This is a genomic window from Luteococcus sanguinis, assembly GCF_039527675.1.
Classification (GTDB): domain Bacteria; phylum Actinomycetota; class Actinomycetes; order Propionibacteriales; family Propionibacteriaceae; genus Luteococcus; species Luteococcus sanguinis.
On sequence record NZ_BAAAKI010000013.1, the window covers coordinates 22,496 to 40,175 of the forward strand.

General features: G+C 68.8%; 15 protein-coding genes. 4 read left to right on the plus strand and 11 right to left on the minus strand.

Annotated elements, in window-relative coordinates; translation table 11 throughout:
• Positions 1–41: 41 nt before the first annotated feature.
• The 6 genes from der to dop all read right to left on the minus strand — a co-directional run bounded on the left by der (position 42) and on the right by dop (position 5,556).
• Complete coding sequence (gene der / locus ABD089_RS09365) at positions 42–1,373, minus strand: ribosome biogenesis GTPase Der (RefSeq protein WP_343886286.1); 1,332 nt, start codon at positions 1,371–1,373, stop codon at positions 42–44.
• A gap of 61 nt (positions 1,374–1,434) precedes the next feature.
• Positions 1,435–2,118 carry a lysophospholipid acyltransferase family protein gene (locus ABD089_RS09370; RefSeq protein ID WP_343886091.1) on the minus strand — a complete coding sequence of 228 codons (684 nt, stop codon included), beginning with the start codon at positions 2,116–2,118 and terminating at the stop codon, positions 1,435–1,437.
• Positions 2,115–2,777 (minus strand): (d)CMP kinase, encoded by a 663-nt coding sequence (gene cmk / locus ABD089_RS09375; protein ID WP_343886092.1) that lies wholly within the window; start codon positions 2,775–2,777, stop codon positions 2,115–2,117. The genes ABD089_RS09370 and cmk overlap by 4 nt, the downstream gene beginning before the upstream one ends.
• Before the next feature lie 21 nt (positions 2,778–2,798).
• A complete protein-coding gene (locus ABD089_RS09380) occupies positions 2,799–3,893 on the minus strand; it encodes a prephenate dehydrogenase (RefSeq protein ID WP_343886093.1) in 1,095 nt (364 codons plus the stop codon).
• Positions 3,890–4,069 carry a ubiquitin-like protein Pup gene (locus tag ABD089_RS09385; RefSeq protein ID WP_343886094.1) on the minus strand — a complete coding sequence of 60 codons (180 nt, stop codon included), beginning with the start codon at positions 4,067–4,069 and terminating at the stop codon, positions 3,890–3,892. The genes ABD089_RS09380 and ABD089_RS09385 overlap by 4 nt, the downstream gene beginning before the upstream one ends.
• Positions 4,066–5,556 (minus strand): depupylase/deamidase Dop, encoded by a 1,491-nt coding sequence (dop, locus tag ABD089_RS09390; RefSeq protein WP_343886096.1) that lies wholly within the window; start codon positions 5,554–5,556, stop codon positions 4,066–4,068. The genes ABD089_RS09385 and dop overlap by 4 nt, the downstream gene beginning before the upstream one ends.
• A gap of 22 nt (positions 5,557–5,578) precedes the next feature.
• On the opposite strand from dop, the gene ABD089_RS09395 reads away from it, so the two are divergent.
• A complete protein-coding gene (locus tag ABD089_RS09395) occupies positions 5,579–5,926 on the plus strand; it encodes a DUF3054 domain-containing protein (RefSeq protein WP_343886097.1) in 348 nt (115 codons plus the stop codon).
• 124 nt (positions 5,927–6,050) lie between these two features.
• Here the strand turns inward: ABD089_RS09395 and ABD089_RS09400 are convergent, their stop codons facing one another.
• The 4 genes from ABD089_RS09400 to metH form a co-directional block, all read right to left on the minus strand.
• Positions 6,051–7,019 carry a type IV toxin-antitoxin system AbiEi family antitoxin domain-containing protein gene (locus ABD089_RS09400; RefSeq protein WP_343886098.1) on the minus strand — a complete coding sequence of 323 codons (969 nt, stop codon included), beginning with the start codon at positions 7,017–7,019 and terminating at the stop codon, positions 6,051–6,053.
• 110 nt (positions 7,020–7,129) lie between these two features.
• Entirely contained in the window at positions 7,130–8,689 is a 1,560-nt protein-coding gene (gene arc / locus ABD089_RS09405) for a proteasome ATPase (RefSeq protein ID WP_343886099.1), read from the minus strand.
• The gene (locus tag ABD089_RS09410) at positions 8,686–10,338 is read right to left on the minus strand and encodes an HAD-IA family hydrolase (RefSeq protein WP_343886100.1); all 1,653 of its coding nucleotides are present in this window, start codon (positions 10,336–10,338) and stop codon (positions 8,686–8,688) included. The genes arc and ABD089_RS09410 overlap by 4 nt, the downstream gene beginning before the upstream one ends.
• Positions 10,339–10,392: 54 nt before the next feature.
• A complete protein-coding gene (gene metH, locus ABD089_RS09415) occupies positions 10,393–13,899 on the minus strand; it encodes a methionine synthase (protein WP_343886101.1) in 3,507 nt (1,168 codons plus the stop codon).
• 102 nt (positions 13,900–14,001) lie between these two features.
• On the opposite strand from metH, the gene ABD089_RS09420 reads away from it, so the two are divergent.
• The 3 genes from ABD089_RS09420 (at position 14,002) to ABD089_RS09430 (ending at position 16,979) form a co-directional block, all read left to right on the plus strand.
• Positions 14,002–14,835: a PAC2 family protein gene (locus ABD089_RS09420; RefSeq protein ID WP_343886102.1), complete on the plus strand. Its 834-nt coding sequence runs from the start codon at positions 14,002–14,004 to the stop codon at positions 14,833–14,835.
• A gap of 102 nt (positions 14,836–14,937) precedes the next feature.
• A complete protein-coding gene (locus ABD089_RS09425) occupies positions 14,938–15,804 on the plus strand; it encodes an oxidoreductase (RefSeq protein WP_343886103.1) in 867 nt (288 codons plus the stop codon).
• A 41-nt stretch (positions 15,805–15,845) separates the two neighbouring features.
• Positions 15,846–16,979 carry a 6-phosphofructokinase gene (locus ABD089_RS09430; RefSeq protein WP_343886104.1) on the plus strand — a complete coding sequence of 378 codons (1,134 nt, stop codon included), beginning with the start codon at positions 15,846–15,848 and terminating at the stop codon, positions 16,977–16,979.
• 24 nt (positions 16,980–17,003) lie between these two features.
• Here the strand turns inward: ABD089_RS09430 and rpe are convergent, their stop codons facing one another.
• The gene (gene rpe / locus ABD089_RS09435) at positions 17,004–17,669 is read right to left on the minus strand and encodes a ribulose-phosphate 3-epimerase (protein ID WP_343886105.1); all 666 of its coding nucleotides are present in this window, start codon (positions 17,667–17,669) and stop codon (positions 17,004–17,006) included.
• Between the last annotated feature and the right edge of the window lie 11 nt (positions 17,670–17,680).

A 17,680-nucleotide genomic window follows, 5' to 3' on the forward strand; every position in this document is an offset into this window, starting at 1 on the left:
CGCCTCGGGGGCCAATCGGAGCGGGCGTGTACTGCCCACACCTACTTGCCGCGCTTCTCCCGGGCCCGGACCTCCACGTGCACCGGGGAACCGACGAAACCGAAGTCCTCACGCAGGCGACGCTCCACGAAGCGGACGTAGCCCTGGTCGAGCTGGCCGGAAGTGAACAGCGCGAAGGTGGGCGGGCTGGTGTGCGCCTGGGTGCCGAACAGGATGCGCGGCTGCTTGCCGCCGCGCAGTGGGTGCGGGTGAGCCGCCGCCACGCGTCCGAGGAAGGCATTGAGCTTGCCGGTCGACACGCGGGTCTCCCAGCCCTCGAGCGTCTGCTCGATCGCTTTGGACAGCTTGTCCACATTGCGTCCGGTGAGCGCGGAGATGTTGACGCTCGGCGCCCAGGCGAAGGCCTGCACATCCCGCTCGACCTCGCGCTCGAGGTAGTGCCGGCGCTCCTCGTCGGTCAGGTCCCACTTGTTGTAGGCGACGACCAGACCACGTCCGGCCTCCTCGACCATGGTCAGGATCCGCAGGTCCTGCTCGGTGATGGGCTCGGACGCGTCGATCACGACCACGCACACCTCCGCGCGCTCGATCGCGCTCTGGGTGCGCAGGGACGCGTAGTACTCGTGCCCGGACGCCTCTTTCACGCGGCGGCGGATGCCGGCGGTGTCGATCAGGCGGTAGGTGGTGCCTGCGATCTCGACCAGCTCGTCGACGGGGTCGACGGTGGTGCCGGACAGGTCGGAGACCACGGACCGGTTCTGCCCCGACAACTTGTTCAGCAGGGACGACTTGCCGACATTCGGCTTGCCGACGATGGCGATGCGGCGCGGTCCGCCGAGGGTCTCATAGCGCTCGGCCGGAGCCTTGGGCATGGCGTCCAGCAGGGCATCCAGCAGGTCACCGGTCCCCCGGCCGTGCATAGCGGAGATGGCCCAGGGCTGCCCCAGGCCGAGGTTCCACATGCTCGCGGCCTCGGCCTCGGTGCGCTGGTCGTCGACCTTGTTGGCGGCCAGCACGACGGGCTTCTTGGAACGGCGCAGCACCTGCACCACGGCCTCGTCCTCGTCCGTGGTGCCGACGGTGGCGTCCACGACGAACAAGACGGCATCCGCGGCCATGATGGCCATCTCCGCCTGGTCGGCGATCTGTTGCGCCAGCCCGGTGGCGTCGCTCACCCAGCCGCCGGTGTCGACGAGCGTGAACTCACGTCCGTTCCAGTTGGCCTCATAGCTGACGCGGTCGCGGGTCACGCCGGGGACGTCCTGGACGACGGCCTCGCGGCGCCCCAGGATGCGGTTGACAAGGGTGGACTTGCCGACATTTGGGCGTCCAACGACGGCGACGACGGGCTTGGGCGCAGCCGGCTCACCCATCTCGTCGAGGATGGCGTCAAGGCCGGGGTCGTCAAAGTTCTCGCTCATGGCGGGGCTTCCTTCAGTGCAGTACCAGGCCCAACTCCTGCTGGGCCTGCTGGAGGTTCTGCTGGCACGCACGCTGCAGAACCGCGGTGAGGTCGGCGACCTCACCGGCCGTGCGGGGCCACCCTTTCGGCGCCACATCAACCTTGTCACCGTACACGACATCCACGTGCGACCGCGGTTTCGGCACCGAGCGGATGCCCGTCCCCGTGGTCGCCGCACCGATCAGGGCGACCGGCACGACCGGGGCGCCGGTCACCATCGCGAGGTAGGCGGTGCCGCGCTTGAACTGGGCGAAGTCACCGTTGCCGCGGTGCTGTTCCGGAAAGATCACCAGCCGGCGCTCTGCTTGCAGAACGGCGATGCAGCGGCGGATCGAGCCCGGGTCAGGGTTCCAGCGGTCAATGGGGACCTGCCCCACCGCGTCCAGGAAATGTCCCAAGGGCTTGACCTTCCAGAGCTCCTTCTTGGCCATCGCCTGGGCGTCCTGGTTCAGGGCGACGACCAGCGGCCCGTCGAGCAGCCCGACGTGGTTGACCGCGAGGATGCAACGTCCATCGGGGATCCGGTCGCGGTGGTGCTCGGTGGTCCGCCACAGGTTCCGGGCGATGACTCCGACGGTGGGGCGCAACAGGTCCAGCAGCGGGCTGCCGGCGGCGGGAAGGCTCGACAGGTCGGGGAGGTCCAGTTCGACGCTCATCGCTGGGGCACCAGCGCGACGACAGCATCGATGACCTCGTCCAGACTGAGGTGGGTCGAGTCGACCAGGGTGACACCCTCGGCGGGGGTCTCGAACTGGCTGACCGTCGAGTCGTCCCGGTCACGACGGACGATCTGGTCGACGACCGCATCGGAATCGGCCCGCGCCCCCAGCTCGGCCTGGCGACGGGCGATCCGGGCGGTGGGGTCGGCGACCAGCAGCACCCGGACGTCAGCGTCGGGTGCCACGACGGTGGTGATGTCGCGTCCCTCGACGACGATCCGGCGATCGTGCGCGTCGATGGTCTGCCGGAACTGCTCGGTGACGATGTCGCGGATCGCCTGGATCGTCGCGATCGTGGACACCTGGCTCGCCACCCCGGGGTCGCGGATCTCGTCGGTGACGTCACGGCCGTTCACCGCAATCGTCGGCGCGGTGGGGTCGGTGCCAACCTCGAAGACCGACTCGGCGACCAGCTCGGTGATCGCCTGCGTCTCACTGGCGGGCAGCCCCGATTCGAGCCAGGCGACGGCCGCGGCGCGGTACACCGAACCGGTGTCCAGGTAGGCCAGGTGCAGGCGCTCGGCGACCCCGCGGGAGGTGCTGGACTTGCCTGAACCAGATGGTCCGTCGATGGCGATCAGGAGGCTGTCGTTCACCCGCCCAAGGGTAGTGCCAGGTCAGGGACGAAGCGTCCAGCTCTTGGCCTGCATGGCCGACCGAAGCCGGACGGCATGGTCAGGAGCCACGTCGACCTGTAGCCAGCCCACCTCACGGCTGGCATCGTGCTCGATCGACAGGTCCTCGACGTTGACACCCTCGGCCTCGATGTCGGCGAACAACCGCGCCAGCGCACCGGGGGCGTCGGGGATCTCCACGACGACCGACTCCCAGTCGGCCGGACGGCTGCCGTGCTTGCCGGGCAGCGATCGCGCGCCAACCCGTCCACGGGCCATGAAGGCCTCCAGCGCGTCCGGGTCGTCCAGGGCCTCGACCAGTTCGTCCAGATCGGCCCGGACGGCGTGCAGCTCGGCCCGAACAGCGTCCGCATTTGCGGTGATGATCTGGCGCCACAGGCCCGGGTCGGAGCCGGCGATCCGTGTCACGTCACGGATACCCTGGCCAGCGAGCTGCAGGTGCCCGTCCGGGACGTGGCGCAGGTTGCCCGCCGTCAGCGTGCTCATCAGCTGCGGCAGGTGGCTGACCTGGGCGACGGCCTCGTCGTGCTCGTCGGGCGCCATCTCGACCACTCGCGATCCGCAGGAGCGGGCGAGTGCACGGACGACCTCGACGTGCTCGGGCGCGTTGCCGACGTGCGGGGTGACCACCCAGGTGCGGTCGACGAAGAGCTTCGCGGACGCCGTGAGCGGCCCGGTGTGCTGGGAGCCGGCCATCGGGTGGGAGCCGACGTAGCGGGAGATCTCCTCGTTGGTGGTCTCGAGGCGTGACAGCACCGACGACTTCACCGACGCGACGTCGGTGACCACCGCCTGTGGGTGCTTGACGAGCGCCGCGAGCACTGCCGCTGGGATGTGCTGGGGTGGGGTGGCGACGACCACCACGTCGACCTGCTCATCAGCGGCCGGGTCGAAAACCTCGCCAGCACCGAGTCCGGCCGCGACGACGGCGTGGCTGGTGGTCCTGTCGCTGAGCAGCACACGCACCCCGGCAGCAGTCAGGGCCTGCCCAATGGACGTCCCGACCAGTCCGGCGCCGACGACGAGCGTCGTCCCCAGCGGTGCCGGGCCGGTCGAGTGCTGGCCGAACTCGCTCACTGGCCACCCTTCTGCACGAAGGAGCGGACGTACTCAGACGCATCCTGCTCGAGCACGGAGTCAATCTCGTCCAACAGCTCATCCAACCCGGCATCGCGATCGGCCACCGTCGTCTCGATGACCTGGTGTTCTTCGCGGGTGGTCCGGCTGCGCTGGACGTGCTGCTGCTCGCTCACATCTCCTCCTTGGTCGTCCACCCTACTGAGTCGCCGAGGGCTGCCAGCTTCTCGATCGAGCTGATGGACCACAGCCGCGGTTCCCACTGTTCACGGGTGCCCTCGGTGGGGTTCAGCAGCCGCCAGGCACGCTGCCCACGGGCCGTGTCGAAGACCACCTGATCCCAGGACGCGGAGGCGATGTGGTCACCAAAGCGGTGCAACAAGGTTCCGCGGAGCCACGCGCGGGTGTCGGCCGGCGGCTCGGTGAGGGCTTGGGTCACCTCGTCGTCGGTGACCACGCGGACGGTCGATCCGCGCTCCGCAAGCTTGGACGCCGGGCTGCGGGTCGGGTCGAGGTCGCCCCATTGCAGATCGAGGGCCACCAATCGCGGATCGTCCCAGCCCAGGCCGTGACGGGTGCGCAGCGCGTCGAGGAGCCGGAGCTTGGCGACCCAGTCGATGCGGTCGGCGCAGCTCATCGGGTCGGCCTCCAGATCATCCAAGAGCCGTGACCACAGGCTGAGGACGGTCGGGGCATCGCCGATGGGGTCGCCCAGGGCGTGGTTGCGGGCTGCCTCCAACCACGCCCGTTGCAGCTGGACGGCGGTGCGGTCACGTCCGTCCGTGCAGGGAACGGTGATCGTGCAGGAGGTGTCATGGGAGAAGGCCTGGACGGCCGTCACGGGATCGACCGGACCGGGCACGCGTGCCCCCGCAGCAATGGCCTGGAGCACCAGCTGCGCGGCACCCACCTTCACGACCGCAGCCACGTCGAGGCGGTTCGCGTCCCCGGCGATGACGTGCAGCCGACGCCACCGCGTCTGGTCGGCGTGCGGTTCGTCGCGGGTGTTCACCAGTGGACGCCGGATCGTCGTGGCCAGCGCGGTCAGGCGTTCGATGAAGTCCGCTCGCTGGGAGACCTGGTAACCGCACCGATCGCCGCGCTGGCCCAGGCCTACGCGCCCGGCACCGCAGGTGACGACGCGGCTGGCGAGGTGTCCCGCGAACTGTTCGACGATGTCGGCGAAGGGCACCTCCCGCGGCACCAGGTAGTTCTCGTGGCAGCCATAGGAGTGCCCCTGGTTGTCGGTGGTGTTGCGCGCCAGCCGGATGTCAAGACCCAGACGTTCGGACGCTCGTCTCGCCGCGTCAACGTGGATCTGGTCCCCAGCCAGATCACGTACGAGTGCCGCCTGCGCGCTGGTGACCTCCGGACCGGACCATTCGGGGTGCGCGTGATCGACATAGGAGCGTCCGCCATTGGCCAGCAGACGGTTCGCCTGGCGTACCTCGTCAGTGAGCTGGTCGGGGTGGGCGATCCGGCGCGGGAGCACGCTGCCCCGGGCGTCGACGAGCGGTTGCTCGTCCGCGTAGTCCCATTGGGTGCCGGCGGCCTCGACGTGCCCGACGACGGCCTCGGACAGGGTGATCGCGTCGACGTGCTGTCCGGGCGCGAGACCCGCGGCCCACACTCCGTACTCGGTCTCGGTGCCGACGACTGCCATGGGCTCAAGATAGCCTCGTGCCATGCAGAAGCAGATCGTGATGTTGGTCGACCTCGTGCTCGTCGTGGTGTTCGCCGCCACCGGGCGAGCCTCCCATTCGGAGAACGTCCTGTCGGGGCTGGTTCACACCGCCTGGCCCTTCCTCGTCGCGTGCATGGTGGCCTGGGCGATCCTGCTGCTGCGTCGTCGCCCCGTGTCCACCGTGGGTGCGGGCGTGTTCGTCTGGCTGGTCACGGCGGTCGGTGGGCTGGTGCTGCGGATGAGTTCCGGCACGAGCGCGGCCTGGTCATTCTGGATCGTGGCCACCGCGGTCCTGGGGCTGCTGCTGGTGGGTTGGCGAGCCCTCTTTCGCAAGAAGCTGGCCGCCTGACACACCCAAGCGGCGAGACCTTCCGCGAGCTGGCCGGAGTGACCCCTCGACAGGTTCGGGGAACGTACCTGGGGTCTCGGGATCGTCCTCGGGCTCGGGGCAACGTTCGGGGATCGGGGAATGTTCAGGCAGCCAAGCGACAGCGGGTGCATGAGCAGGGCTCGCCCCGCCAGCCACGGAGCTGGAGAGTGGTGCCGACCTGGTTGGCGGCGGAGCAACAACCGCTCGTGCAGTCGGCCCAGCCGTAGCGCAGGGTGATCCAGCCGCTGGCGGTGTTGCCGTTGTCACGGGTCATGTCGCGGAAGGCTCCTGCTCCTTGATGACCGCGTCGGCCATCCAGCTCGACCAGCACACCGAACTCTTCATAGACCACGTCCCGTCGCTGGTTCCCGGCCCTCACCTGACGAGTCGATCTGGGCAGCCCGTGGGCGCGTTCCACATCCTTGAGGTAGCGCCGTTCGAGCGGCGACTCGACCCCTTCCTCGTCAGGGGCCAGCAGATCGGCCAGGTCCCGCCTGCTGCGAATGCGCAGCCTCGCCTGCAGCGCCGTCAGCAGTCGAGCTCGCGTCGTCAACCTCAGCCGGCAGGCTTCCATCACCCAGTGCTCGGCGCGGTCTGGCTGGCCGTCACACAGGTCGAGCACCGTCTCCTCGACGGTGGTGCGGGCCGGCTCGCCCCTGGTGAGCGGCATTTCCCGACGCCGCTCGAACTGCCAGCGGCCAACTGGGCGCACCCTCTTCTCGTGGGGTACGGCCACTGTGATGACCTCCGGCTCCGACGCGAAGCCCTGGAGGTGGGCAGCCATCTCCCCAGCAATGCAGGCCCGCGGGCCGCCCAGTAGAAGGCCCGCCCAGGCGGCCCCGTCAGCTTCGAGCGCGGCGGGATGCGCTTGATACAAGCCCGTGGCGAGCCTGATCCACTGGCCGCCGTCGATCATGCGCCGCAGCAAGCTGTGGCCGACACCCGCCGCGGCAGCCTGTTCAGCCGTGAGGACGCCACCTTGAACTCGCGCCAAGGACAACGCGGAGCTGAGCGATTGGTTCATGTGGGCAGTCTGCGGCGATTGCCCCTCCCACAGCACCTCGTGGATCACGGCTTGTGGATGATTCCTCCCTGACCTGCCGCTTGTGGATAACCGCTCGTCGCATCATTGGGGAAACTGGGCTACCACCGGTGGAACTCAACTTCCCCAATAACGCGCGATCAGGCTCGGGTGACCTCGCGGCTGCTCACCAGGGTGCGGATGAAGGTGATCCGTTCGCCCTTGCGGCCGCTGATGCGCGCCCAGTCGTCGGGGTTCGTGGTGTTCGGCAGGTCTTCGTTCTCGAGGTACTCGGCGCGGCAGGCCGCCCGGACCCCAGCCTCGGAGACCCCGCCGGGGCCACCGGCCAACTCGTCCTTGATCGCCGACTTCTTGGCCCGGTCGACGATGTTGCGCACCATGGCACCGGACGCGAAGTCGCTGAACCACAGCACCTCGCGGTCACCCGAGGCGTAGGTCACCTCGAGGAAGCGGTTCGCCTCACTGCGGGCCCAGATCTCGTCCACGCCGGCCTCGATCAGCTCCGCCACGCTGCCCGCAGAGGGGTGCAGCGGCGTCTGCTCGGTCAGGTACTTGGCGAAGATCTCGCGCGCACCATCCGCGTCGGGACGCTCCAGCTTGATCTTCACGTCCAGCCGGCCGGGTCGCAGGATCGCCGGGTCGATCATGTCCTCCCGGTTCGAGGCGCCGATGATGATGACGTTGTCGATGCCCTCGACGCCGTCGATCTCGCTCAACAACTGCGGCACGATCGTGTTCTCCACGTCCGAGCTGACACCCGAGCCACGGGTGCGGAACAGCGAGTCCATCTCGTCGAAGAAGACCACCACCGGCTTGCCCTCGCTGGCGTGCTCCCGGGCCCGCCCGAAGATCAGCCGGATCTGACGCTCGGTCTCCCCCACGTACTTGTTCAGCAGCTCGGGGCCCTTGATGTTCAAGAAGTAGGAGCCGTCGACACCGAGTGAGTTCGCGACGGCCTTGGCGATCATCGTCTTGCCGCAGCCGGGCGGTCCGTAGAGCAGCACCCCCTTGGGGGCAGTCAGCTGGTAACGGCGGAAGGCATCGCGGTGGGCAAAGGGCAGCTCAACAGCGTCCCGGATCTGCTGGATCTGGTCCCCCAGCCCGCCGATGTCGTCGTAGCTGACGTCCGGGACCTCCTCCAGCACCAGCTCCTCGACCTGCTCGCGGACCACCAGCGCCAGGGCCAGCCCACCGCGGCGGTCCACCAGCACCGAGTCACCGGCACCAGGTGTGCCCGCCACCAGCGAGTCCACGGCCCGCAGCCGCACTTCGTCACCGGCCGGGGTCCGGACGACGATGAAGCCGTCCGAGCACTCGACCACCGTCGCCAGCTCCCCCACCGGGGGCGCCGCACACCGTCCGACGGCCACCAGGGACGAGTTCAACCACACCCCATCTCCGACGGCCAGCTCACCGGCCTCGGCGGTCAGCGAGGGCAGCACCGACACGCGCAGCTGACGTCCCAGCGCCGAGACCTCCAGCTCCCCCTCGTCCAGCACCGCCGTGACCAGGCCGCGCTCCAGCGGCGGGGCCGCCAGCGCGTCCAGCTCGGCCTTCAGGTCGACCAGCTTCTGCCGCGCCTCGCGCAGCGTCTGGTTCAGCCGCTCGTTCTGGGAGGCGAGGTTGCGGGCGTCGGCCCGGGCATCGTTCGCCCGGCGTTCGGCCACCCGCAGGCGGTCGTCGAAGGGCTGGTTGGTCACTGGTTCAGCGCCTCCGTCGTCTCCGCTCCGGTCGCCTCATCGGCTGCCTCATCGACCTCGACGGGGACGTCCTGGTTGGTCATCGGGATGTTCTTCGGACGGGGCCCGTGGTAGTCGGGGCCATAGGCGCCGGGGGCGGGACGACGCTTGCGCATCGGCGCCTCGACGCCCGAGGCAAGCCGGCGGGTGATCACCAGGAAGCCGGTGTGCCCGCTCGACCCGTGCCCGGGACGAACCGACAGCCCCTCGGCGTGCCAGTCGCGGACGATGGTTTCGGTGGCCATCGGCTCGGTCCAGCCGCCGTGCACGCGCAGGGTGTCCATCACGCGTCCCATCTGGGTGGTGGTGGCGACATAGCAGCACAGCACGCCGCCCGGAACCATCCGCTCACCCACCGCATCCACGCACTCCCAAGGGGCGAGCATGTCCAGCACGGCACGGTCGATCGGCTCGTCCGAGATGGACTCGACCAGGTCTCCGACGGTCACCTCCCAGCTGGGGTGCTTTCCGCCGAGGAAGTTCTCCACATTGCGCTGGGCGACCTCGGCAAACTCCTCGCGACGCTCGTAGGAATGCAGTCGTCCCGTCTCGCCGATCGCCCGCAGCATCGCGATCGACAGCGCACCGGAACCAACCCCTGCCTCCAGCACCCGCGCGCCGGGGAAGATGTCGGCCCACATGATGATCTGTGCGGCGTCCTTGGGATAGATGACGGCCGCCTCGCGCGGCATCGCCACCATGTAGTCGCTCATCAGCGGGCGCATCACCAAGAAGGTCAGGCCCTGCTTGGTGGTGGCGGTGATGCCCTGCGGACGCCCGATCAGGTCGTCATGGCTGAAGCCGCCCTTGGTGGTCTGGAAGCCCTTTCCCGGCGTCAGCAGGATCGAGTGGCGCCGGCCCTTCGGGTCTGTCAGCGTGACCCGCTCCCCCGCCCGCAGCGGCCCGGTGCGCACGCCCGACAGCGTGTTCACGCGCTCCCGCTCGGTGCTGAAGATGCGCGACAGGTCGTCCACGCCGACGCCGGCCAGGGTTGGCAGCACCACCCGCCCGGGTTCTGCATGGATCTCGACGATGGCCGGGATGGTCAGCACCACGGCACCGGCGGCCTGACCGGAGTGCGAACCGGAGACCGAATCCTCGATCACCAGGCACTCGGTCGCATCGACGCCCAGAAGCCGCGCCGCGTGCTCGTAGGGGTAGGGGTGCGGCTTGTTGTGTTCCACCTCGTCACCGCCGACGATCGCGCCGAACCCCATGTCGGGCAGGGTTTCGAGGATCGCGTCGATGATGTGGCGGTAGCTGGAAGAGACCAGCGCGTGCGGGATCCCCGCCTCGCGAACCTGCTCGACCAGTTCACGCGCGCCGGGGCGGAACAGGTCACCGCCCTTGGCGACGCACTTGGCCACCTGGATCTCGACGAGTTCGTCGCTCAGCTGCTCCCAGGTGAGTTCGGGGTCGTCGCTGCGGGCCACCATCGCCGCGCACAGCGTCGGGATCGACTTGCCGACGTGGGCGTGCGAATCGGCCTCGCTCCAGGGAATGCCGTGGGCGGTGGCGAGGGCGAGTTCGGACTCGATCCACAGGGGTTCGGTGTCCACCAGCGTGGAGTCGAAGTCGAACAGGACGGCGGCGGGAGTCTGCAAGGTCATGGTGTGACCATTCTCGCAGACCCCCGCCGCCTCACCCGTGCGCCGCAACTGGCCTCACTTGGCGTTGAAGTACTTCGCCTCCGGGTGGTGGACCACGATCGCGTCGGTCGACTGCTCGGGGTGCAGCTGCAGCTCCTCCGAGAGGGTGACGCCGATGCGCTCCGGGTGCAGCAGGTCCACGAGCTTGGCGCGGTCTTCCAGATCCGGGCAGGCCGGGTAGCCGAAGGAGTAGCGAGAACCGCGGTAGTGCTGGTCGCGGATCGCCCCGTCGACGTCCGACTCAGTCGCCGCGTAGCCGAGCTCCTCGCGCGTCCGGGCGTGCCAGTACTCGGCCAGCGCCTCGGTCAGCTGGACGCTCAGGCCGTGCAGCTCCAGGTAGTCGCGGTAGGAGTTCTGCGCGAACAGTCGTCCGGTCTCCTGCGCCACCGCGGAACCCATGGTGACCAGCTGCATCGCCAACACGTCCGGCCCGAACTCGTCGAACTCGTCCTTGTCGCGGAAGAAGTCGGCCAGACACAGCCGGCGATCGCGACGCTGGCGCGGGAAGGTGAACCGGGTCACCTCGCGCTCCAGGTCGTCGGGGTCGTGGACGATGAGCGTCTCATCCTGCGAATGCACCGGGAAGTAGCCGTGCACGACCGCGAACTCGGCCAGCCGGTCGGTGTGGATGCGGTCCATCCACATCCGCAGGCGCGGACGTCCCTCGGTCTCCACCAATTCCTCGTAGGAGGCGCCGTCGCGGGCCGACTTCAGGCCCCACTGGCCCAGGAAGGTGGCGCGCTCATCCAGCCACGCGGCGACCTCGGCGGTCTTGATGCCCTTGACGACCCGCGTCCCCCAGAACGGCGGGGTCGGGACGTCCACGCCGCCGGCCGGGGTCGGACGGGCGACGTCGGAGCGCACGCCGAGTTCTGGTTCGGCGATCTCGATCGTCGGCCCCTTGGGCACCCGGCGGGGCTTGATCGCGGGCAGCGCTGCGCCCGGCACCCCCCGCTTGACTGCCATCACGGCGTCCATCAGGGCCAGACCCTCGAAGGCGTCCTTGGCGTAGCGGACGTCACCGGTGAAGGCGTCGTTCAGGTCGTGCTCGACGTAGGCCCTGGTCAGCGCGGCACCGCCGAGGAGGATCGGGTATTTGGTGCCCAGCCCTTGCGCATCCAGTTCGGCGAGGTTGTCCTTCATCACCATCGTCGACTTCACCAGCAGGCCGCTCATGCCGATGGCGTCGGCGGAGTTGGTCTCGGCGGCCTCCACGATGGCGGCGATCGGCTGCTTGATGCCCAGATTGACGACCTTGTAGCCGTTGTTGGAGACGATGATGTCGACAAGGTTCTTGCCGATGTCGTGCACATCACCCTTCACGGTCGCCAGCACGATCGTCCCCTTGCCAGAGGTGTCGTCGGCGACCTCCATGTGCGGTTCGAGGTAGGCGACGGCGTTCTTCATCACCTCTGCGCTCTGCAGGACGAAGGGCAGCTGCATCTGGCCCGAGCCGAACAGCTCACCGACGGTCTTCATGCCGGCCAGCAGGTCCTCGTTGATGATGTCGAGGGCGGGCTTGGACGCGAGCGCCTCGTCCAGGTCGGCTTCCAGGCCCTTGGCCTCGCCGTCGACGATGCGACGCTGCAGCCGTTCCCCCAGTGGCAGGGACGCGAGTTCGGCCGCCCGGGTGGCGCGGACGTCGGCAGCGGTGACGCCCTCGAAGAGCTCCAGGTAGCGGGTCAGCGGGTCGTAGGCCGGTTCGGTGTCGGTGGCCGGACGACGACGGTCGTGGACGAGGTCCAGGGCGACCTCGCGCTGCTCGTCGGGGATGCGGTCCATCGGGACGATCTTGGCGGTGTGCACGATCGCCGAGTCAAGGCCGGCGGCGACACACTCGTGCAGGAAGACCGAGTTCAACACCACCCGGGCGGCCGGGTTCAGGCCAAAGGAGATGTTGGAGACGCCGAGCGTGGTGTGCACATCGGGGTAGCGCTGCTTCAGCTCACGGATCGCGTTGATCGTCTCGAGCCCGTCGCGGCGGGTCTCCTCCTGGCCGGTGGCGATCGGGAACGTGAGGCAGTCGACGAGGATGTCGCCGACCTCGAGGCCCCAGTTCTGGGTGAGGTCGTCGATCAGGCGAGCCGCGACGCGCACCTTCCACTCGGCGGTGCGGGCCTGACCCTCCTCGTCGATGGTGAGCGCGACCACGCCGGCGCCGTGCTCGGCGATGATCGGCATCACGCGCTGGTAGCGGGAGTCGGGTCCGTCGCCGTCCTCGAAGTTCACCGAGTTGATGACGCAACGCCCTGCGAGGGACTCCAGGCCCGCCTCGATGACCTCGGGCTCGGTGGAGTCGAGGACGACCGGCAGCGTGACGGCGGTGGCGAAGCGTCCGGCCAGCTCGCGCATGTCGCGCGTCCCGTCGCGTCCGACGTAGTCGGTGCACAGGTCGAGCAGGTGGGCGCCGTCGCGCACCTGGGCGCGGGCGATGTCGATGCATTCGTCCCAGTTCTCGGCCAGCATCGCCTCGCGGAAAGCCTTTGAGCCGTTCGCATTCGTCCGCTCGCCGATGGACAGGTAGCTCGCGTCCTGGTCGAAGGGCACCTCGGAGTACAGCGAGGACGCTGCGTTGACGTGTTCGACGCTGCGTTCGACGACCGGACGCCCACCGACGCGTTCGGCGAGTTGTCGGATGTGCTCGGGCGTGGTGCCGCAGCAGCCGCCGACCACCGAGAGGCCGAAATCGGTGGCGAAGCGGTCGAGGGCGTCGGTGAGGCCCTCCGGTTCGAGCGGATACCTCGCGCCATTGGGCCCCAGCACGGGTAGCCCGGCATTGGGCATGCAGCCGACACCCGCGCGGGAGTGCTTGGCCAGATGGCGCAGGTGCTCGCCCATCTCGGCGGGACCGGTGGCGCAGTTGAGCCCGATGACGTCCACTCCAAGGGGTTCGAGGCTGGTCAGCGCCGCGCCGATCTCGGAGCCCAGCAGCATGGTGCCCGTGGTCTCCACAGTGATGTTGACCAGCACCGGCAGGTCGACGCCCAGCTCGGCGCGGACCCGCTTGGTGGCGATCACGGCCGCCTTGGCCTGCAGCAGGTCCTGGCTGGTCTCGATCTGGACGGCGTCGATCCCGCCGGCGACCATGGCGCGCACCTGGCGCATGTAGGCGTCGCGCAGTTCGGCGAAGGTGAGGTGTCCCAGGGTCGGCAGCTTGGTGCCGGGGCCGATGGAGCCCAGCACGAATCGGGGACGGTCCAGGGTGGAGAACTCGTCGGCGACCTCGCGGGCGATCCGCGCGCCGGCCTCTGCCAGCTCCTCGATGCGGTCGGCGATCTGGTACTCCCCCAGCGCCGACAGGTTGGCTCCGAAGGTGTTGGTCTCGACCATGTCCGCCCCAGCAGCGAAGTAGGCGCGGTGGATGTCGGCGATCACATCCGGACGGGTGCTGTTGAGCACCTCATTGCAGCCCTCGAGGTCCTCGAAGTCGGCCATGGTGAGGTCCGCGGCCTGCAGCATCGTGCCCATCGCCCCATCGGCGACGAGGACGCGGGTGTGAAGCAGGTCACGAAATGTGGTCATGGCGGAAGGATATGGGGTGCGGCAAGGGCTGCAGGACCCGTGTCAACGCGCTGGGACTGTCGTGCACGGGCGCGCAGGCGGCGCGGGGCTAGGCTGGCATGCATGTCTGAGTCGTTGTCGAACCTGCGCCGACCGGTAGCCATCCTCGCCTTCGACGGCTGGAACGACGCCGCGGACGCTGCGACGGCCGCCGTCGACCACCTCGCTTCGAGCTACGACGCCGAGATGGTCTTCGAGGTGGACGGTGAGGACTACTACGACTTCCAGGTGAACCGGCCGATGGTCGTCAAGGATGGTTCGCACAGCGAGATCATCTGGCCCGCATTGCGGTTGTCGATCGCGCACCTGCCCAGCCGCGACCTGGTGCTGGTGCAAGGGCCGGAGCCGAACTTCCGCTGGCGCGCCTTCAGCCAGTCGCTGGTGAGCGCGCTGCGCACCGTCCGTCCGGAGCTGGTGATCGTGATGGGCGCGATGCTGTCCGACTCGCCCCATTCGCGTCCGGTTGCCGTCTCCGGGACCACCGACGACGCCGAACTGGCCAGCAAGCTTGGGCTGGAGATGAGCGATTACGAGGGGCCAACCGGCATCACCGGGGTCGTCTCCGAGGCCTGCCGACGGGCCGGGCTGCCCGTGGTGAGCCTGTGGGCGGCGGTGCCGCACTACGTCAGCGAGCCCCCGAACCCGCCCGCAACACTGGCGCTGGTCACCCGGATCGAAGACCTGCTGGACGAGGCGCTCGACCTGGCCGACCTGCCCGAGCAGGCCCAGGCCTGGCACCGCGGCGTGGACGAACTCGCCGCCGAGGACCCCGACATCGCCGAGTACATCGCTCGGCTGGAGGCCCGGCAGGACGAGGAGGAACTCCCCGAGGCCACCGGTGACGCCATCGCGGCCGAGTTCCAGCGCTACCTGCGCCGCCGCGGCCAGGGCAAGTAGCACCACCGGACGATTCCCGATCCTGGCTCCCTGACCGTTCCTCGAGCCCAATGGGCTTCTTTGGGCAAGCCTGCGACTTCACGCAGGTGCTTTGATGGCGCCATGGACAAGTTCTTCACGATGGGCGGCCACCGGATCGGCCGCGTCGGTTTCGGAGCCATGCAGCTCCCCGGCCCCGGGGTCATGGGACCCCCGCGCGACCACGACCAGGCGATTGCGGTGCTGCGCCAGGCGGTCGAGCTCGGCATCAACCACATCGACACCTCCGAGTTCTACGGGCCGCACGTCGCCAACCAGCTGATCCGCGAGGCGCTGCACCCCTATTCGTCCGACCTGGTGCTGGTCAGCAAGGTCGGTAGCGTGCGCGGCGAGGACGGCAGCTGGAACCCCGACCAGACGCCCGAGGCGCTGATCCGCGGCACCCACGAGAACCTCGAGACCCTCGGCATCGACCGCCTGCACGTGATGAACCTGCGCGTCATGCCGAAGGACGACCACGCTCCGGCCGACTACCAGCCCGTTCCCTTCGTCGAGCAGCTGGACGCGATGCGCCAGCTCGTCGACGAGGGTGCGATCGAGAACTTCGGCGTCAGCACCGTCACCACCGAACAGGCGGCGCAGGCCATCGAGGCGGGTGCGGTGTGCGTCCAGAATGCCTACAACCTGCTCGCCCGCGACGACGAGCCGACGCTGGAACTGTGCCGTGACAAGGGCATCGCCTACGTTCCCTACTTCCCGCTCGGCTCGGCCTTCGGCTGGTTCCCGCGGGTGGACCAGGCGCCGCAGGTCGTCGCGGTCGCGGAACGTCTGGGCCACACCCCCGCGCAGATCGGCCTGGCCTGGCTGCTCCACCACGCGGAGAACCTCCTGTTGATCCCGGGGACGAGCTCAGTGGCGCACCTCCAGGAGAACACGGCGACCCGCGACGTCGTCCTGTCGGATGAGGACATCGCCGAGCTCGAAGCCTGAATCACGCCTAGGCTTGGCTGACACCGATCAGGAAGGCAGCCATGACCAGCAAGAAGGCCAAGCGCGTCGGAATCCTCACCGCCGGGGGCGACGCCCCGGGTCTCAACTCGGCGATCCGGGGTTTCGGCAAGACCGCTATCGGCGAGTACGGCATGGAGCTCGTCGGCTTCCGCGACGGCATGCGCGGCCTGGCCACGAACAACACGATCCCGCTGGACGGCTCGGCCCTGTCGGGCATCCTCACCATCGGCGGCACCATCCTGGGCACCAGCCGCGACAAGGTGCACCGGATGAGCATCGATGGTGAGGTGCGCGACATGATCCCGACCATCGTCGAGAACTACGAGAAGAACGAGTTGGACGCCCTCGTCTGCCTCGGTGGTGGTGGCACCGCGAAGAACGCGAACCGCCTGGCCAAGGCCGGGCTGAACGTGATCCACCTGCCCAAGACGATCGACAACGACATCGTCGAGACCGACGATTCCTTCGGCTTCTCCACGGCGCTGGAGATCGCGACCGAGGCCATCGACCGGCTGCACTCCACCGCGCACAGCCACCACCGGATCATCCTGGCCGAGATCATGGGCCACCGCGCCGGTTGGCTCGCCCTCGGTTCCGGCATCGCGGGCGGTGCGGACATCGTCCTGCTGCCCGAGATCCCGTACACGATCGAGTCGATCGCCGAGACGGTCCGGGCCCGTCAGCGGCGGGGCTCAAGCTTCAGCGTCGTCGCGGTAGCCGAGGGTGCGCGCAATGTCGAGGAGGCCGCGGAGATCGCGGCCGCGGAGGCGCTGTTGCGGGCCGCCAAGACGGATGAACAGGTCTCGGCCGCCAAGAAGCACAAGGCCACCATCGAGGACTCCCACCGCGACAGCACCTTCCGGATCGCGCGCGAGCTGGAAGCCGCGACCGGGCTGGAGTCGAGGGTATCGATCCTGGGCTATGTCCAGCGTGGTGGTACCCCGAACGCCCACGACCGGCTGCTCGGCACCCGGCTGGGCACCAAGGGTGCGGAGCTGGTCGCCCACGGGCAGTTCGGTGTCATGGTCGCCTCGCGCGGCGAAGGCACCGAGGCCGTTCCGCTCGACCGGGTCGCGGGCAAGGTCAAGTACGTCCCGCTGGACCACCCATGGATCGAGGCGGCGCGTCGCGTCGGCACCGGGCTGGGCGGCTGATCCTCTCGCCGTCCTCGGGTCAGCTCAGTGCGCGCAGGCGGAGATGGCCTTGTCCCGCAAGGAGTTGACCATTGCGTCCGGGTCGCTGGCAGCAAAGACGGCCGAGCCGGCGACGAAGGTGTCGGCGCCGGCCTCGGCGCAGCGCTCGATCGTCTCCAGCGAGACGCCGCCGTCCACCTGGATCCAGATCTCCTGACCGGTCCTGGCAACCAGTTCGCGCGTCCGACGGATCTTCGGGAGCACCAGGTCGAGGAACTTCTGGCCACCGAAACCAGGCTCGACGGTCATCAGCAGCACCATGTCCAGCTCACCCAACATGTCCGCGTAGGGCTCGATCGGGGTCGCGGGCTTGAGCGCCATCGACGCGCGGGCACCCTGCTTGCGGATCTCGCGAGCCAGCCGGATCGGGGCGTCGGCGGCCTCCACGTGGAAGGTGACGCTCTCCGCGCCGGCCTCGGCGAAGGCGGGCGCCCAGCGGTCGGCGTTGGCGATCATCAGGTGGACGTCCAAGAAGGCGTCCGTGTTCTTGCGGATGCACTCGACCACCGGCAGCCCGAAGGTCATGTTCGGGACGAAGTGGTTGTCCATCACGTCCAGGTGCACGCCGTCGGCGCTGGGGATCTTGCCCATCTCTCCCATCAGGTTCGACAGGTCGGCGTTCAGGATGCTGGGTGTGATGCGCGGGGCCATGGCGTCAGCCT

Excerpts from the sequence above, each read along its gene's own strand:
- ABD089_RS09370 (WP_343886091.1), bottom strand. The coding sequence starts at position 2,118 with ATGAGCGTCGAACTGGACCTCCCCGACCTGTCGAGCCTTCCCGCCGCC.
- ABD089_RS09430 (WP_343886104.1), top strand. The coding sequence starts at position 15,846 with ATGACCAGCAAGAAGGCCAAGCGCGTCGGAATCCTCACCGCCGGGGGC.
- rpe (WP_343886105.1), bottom strand. The coding sequence starts at position 17,669 with ATGGCCCCGCGCATCACACCCAGCATCCTGAACGCCGACCTGTCGAAC.
- ABD089_RS09420 (WP_343886102.1), top strand. The coding sequence starts at position 14,002 with ATGTCTGAGTCGTTGTCGAACCTGCGCCGACCGGTAGCCATCCTCGCC.
- ABD089_RS09395 (WP_343886097.1), top strand. The coding sequence starts at position 5,579 with ATGCAGAAGCAGATCGTGATGTTGGTCGACCTCGTGCTCGTCGTGGTG.
- der (WP_343886286.1), bottom strand. The coding sequence starts at position 1,373 with ATGGGTGAGCCGGCTGCGCCCAAGCCCGTCGTCGCCGTCGTTGGACGC.
- ABD089_RS09425 (WP_343886103.1), top strand. The coding sequence starts at position 14,938 with ATGGACAAGTTCTTCACGATGGGCGGCCACCGGATCGGCCGCGTCGGT.
- ABD089_RS09410 (WP_343886100.1), bottom strand. The coding sequence starts at position 10,338 with ATGACCTTGCAGACTCCCGCCGCCGTCCTGTTCGACTTCGACTCCACG.
- dop (WP_343886096.1), bottom strand. The coding sequence starts at position 5,556 with ATGGCAGTCGTCGGCACCGAGACCGAGTACGGAGTGTGGGCCGCGGGT.
- metH (WP_343886101.1), bottom strand. The coding sequence starts at position 13,899 with ATGACCACATTTCGTGACCTGCTTCACACCCGCGTCCTCGTCGCCGAT.